General features: G+C 45.8%; 2 protein-coding genes and 1 pseudogene. 2 read left to right on the top strand and 1 reads right to left on the bottom strand.

Features of this window, described 5'->3' with window-relative positions; genetic code table 11:
- Window positions 1-299: 299 nt before the first annotated feature.
- Window positions 300-1,208: a hypothetical protein gene (locus RM811_RS21685; RefSeq protein ID WP_402528301.1), complete on the top strand. Its 909-nt coding sequence runs from the start codon at window positions 300-302 to the stop codon at window positions 1,206-1,208.
- On the opposite strand, the gene RM811_RS21690 is transcribed toward RM811_RS21685, so the two are convergent.
- The gene (locus RM811_RS21690) at window positions 1,154-1,471 is read right to left on the bottom strand and encodes a 4-alpha-glucanotransferase (protein ID WP_402528304.1); all 318 of its coding nucleotides are present in this window, start codon (window positions 1,469-1,471) and stop codon (window positions 1,154-1,156) included. The genes RM811_RS21685 and RM811_RS21690 overlap by 55 nt on opposite strands.
- Before the next feature lie 346 nt (window positions 1,472-1,817).
- On the opposite strand from RM811_RS21690, the pseudogene RM811_RS21695 reads away from it, so the two are divergent.
- Window positions 1,818-2,450 (top strand): annotated as a pseudogene (locus RM811_RS21695) (transposase); the annotation flags it as partial.
- Between the last annotated feature and the right edge of the window lie 343 nt (window positions 2,451-2,793).

Consider the following 2,793-nt stretch of genomic DNA (forward strand, 5'->3'; position numbering starts at 1 on the left):
GTACAGGGATTGTACAGGATCCATCCACAGGGAAGTGACTGCCGATGGTTGGCTATCCCTGCCAGATGGATTGTGTACAATCCCTGTACACAATGACAGCGGAGAACGTAGCCGGAATTGTTTACAGTGCTACTCCTCAGGCCCCAGGTGCCTCAATCTACTGGCAAATGGGTAATTTATTTCGGGACAATTCCTAAGGTGTGGAACTATTCTTTCAGTTGTTGGTCAGAAGGTATTTGGAGGCTTAGATCTAAAAAACTTAAGTTAACCAGAGAATAATTTCAAACGGAAAAATGAATATGATTGAATCGAATCAGAATGGAGCTTTCTGCGCTCTGACACATGCCTGCATCCGTAGTAGTGAAGCTGCTTCAATCGGTGGTAAAGGTGAAGATAATAAGTACTATAGTCCACTCAATGGGTATGACGGCTTTCCCAGTCAAAAGATTCAAAATCGATCTAGTAGAACTCTCCAAGATACACAATGCGTCAGACTCAACGTGGTTCATGGTGAGCTGAGTGCGAAATGCTTTAAGGACAAAGTGGATAAAATTCAGGAGCGACAAGCATGTAACGAAATGCTCAACACGGTCAAAACCTATAATGGTCAGACAGTCAACATACCTCAAATTACAACTTATTTTGCTAGTCCAGACGGAACCCATCTGCTGGCACCATTAAAAAACAGTTATCCAAAATGTGACTTGCTCCTAAAATATCATAAGGGCATACCGACTCTGGTAACTGAGGTACCAAAGTGTAACCCGAATACTGGAGGTGGGTTTAATATCAATGGAGATACATTGGCGTTATACCCTATGAATGTGGGGCAATCTCAACCTTCCCCCAGCCTTCTCCATATCCTGACACTTAATGAGGAGGGCTATTGGGTAAAAGCTAATATATTTGAGGTAGAACGTAAAATACGTTCTATTGCATTCTCTCCCGATGACCGCCGAATGGCGGTAGCTCATGGCGATAAAATATCGGTGTATGGGCGAGATGCGAATAACGAATGGGTCTTCAACGCCAGCGTTACCGTAGAGCCACGCTCTCCTTGTCATTGGCAGACGTCGATCGATTTCCTCCCGGATTCCGGCAGCATTGAAGTTCTTAGTCAAAGCGACCTGAACATAGACAAAGACAATGTAAATTACTGCTGTTCGACTGTCACTATATCGCCAATCGCCAGCGTGTTCCGTAGCTGATCCGCGATCCTGATAATACTAACATCATCAAGGAAACATGCCATATAGTCCTGACCAACCAGCTCCGATATATCAGACGGCAGACGTCTACGCCAGTTAGGATACTCCTCACAGATGCCAGGCGCATTGACCGGCGTATCCAGCATCAGGCAATCCTCCAGCTGTATCACGGTGATCAGGGCATTGCTACGCACCAGATAGTAATGCAGCCGCTCCATCAGCTCACGGGAAAATGCCATGGTCTCCATCCGTTCAGGGTCCATCCCGGGAGGTAGCTCTCCTAGATCTACCTCTTAGTCACAAGTCCTGTAACCCTTGGTATCCAAGGGTTACAGAACTTGTGACTAAGAGATAGCATCCACAGGGGAGCCGCCCTCTCCCCGGCGAACTGGACCATACGTAGGATTGCTATAAGTAGATTATTGAACAGACATACCCACTCCAAAAATCCAATGTCTTGTTAGTTGGCCGCTTTTCTCTTGCAGAGTTCCGCGGGTTTGCGCCTCAGTCTCGATCAAAACTTCATTTACTCATTATTAAACTACCGCTGGGCTTTAGATGCCTTAAGAGAAGTAACGGAGAAGTTAGCCGGATAATGTTCGTGGGAACAGCCATTTTTCGCAACCAGAACTCATGGCCGTTGTACAGAAAGATAAACACTCGGACTATGTATTGGGCAAGGGGGCGGGCCATAAAACAGCATTGCGCCCCCAACCACAGGAACTGCTAAAAGAGGCGCGACAGTCCCTGAACATCAAAACAGATCTGGCGAAGCTGAATAATAGGCCAGAACCATACCGTTTAAGGCTTTACGGGGAAGCGGAGTATCAGGCTAAAAGCTGGAAAGGTCTGGATACACGTATCATTTATAAGGCAGAGGTCAATCAAACAGACGACAACTATCGTTTTGTAGTGACATCAATCAAGGGCGCGTCACCGAAGACGGTTTATGAGCAGCTATACAGCCCCAGGGGACAGGATGAAAACTATATAAAGCACCTCAAGAGTGACCTGTCAGGTACGAGGCTATCGGACCATGGGTTTTTAGCGAACCATTTGAGAATGTTTTACGCCTGCGCAGCATACGACCTCCATCTCGAACTGAGAGTCAAGGCTCTTAAAGGGACTGAGCTTGAGAAAGCACAGCCTTCTACCGTGATCGCAAAACTGTGCAAGATTGCAGTGAAGATTGTTGAGTATAAGGATCGCATCAAACACACCTGCCAAGCAGCTGTTCCATAAAATCAATTTTACAACATATAACGGAGGTGTTTTACACCATGCCTAATCCAAAGCCTGGATAACAGGGTTTCTGCTCAAAGCAGGCCTCCGTCAGATAAATGGGAGCCGGTCAAATAAGCACTGGAGGTTTTATTCATCTACTGCATAGAATTTCGCCCTGTATATCAAACAACTGTTATATATGCGCCAAAATGCATTCAACAGAGCCTGTAAATAATTCTGTGTAAACGCCCACAGTTGTTTATAGTTTAAATCGGTCTGGAAACATGATTTCAAACCGACTCATAGCCGCTTTCCAGTTACGTATAGGCATTGTCCATTTGGTTGATGCCCTTTCCATAGC

Origin of the sequence: Endozoicomonas sp., from assembly GCF_031844845.1 — a bacterium.
Classification (GTDB): Bacteria; Pseudomonadota; Gammaproteobacteria; order Pseudomonadales; family Endozoicomonadaceae; genus Endozoicomonas.

Bases quoted from the DNA above. Each gene is read 5' to 3' on its own strand.
- RM811_RS21685 (WP_402528301.1), top strand. From the start codon at position 300: ATGATTGAATCGAATCAGAATGGAGCTTTCTGCGCTCTGACACATGCC.
- RM811_RS21690 (WP_402528304.1), bottom strand. From the start codon at position 1,471: ATGGACCCTGAACGGATGGAGACCATGGCATTTTCCCGTGAGCTGATG.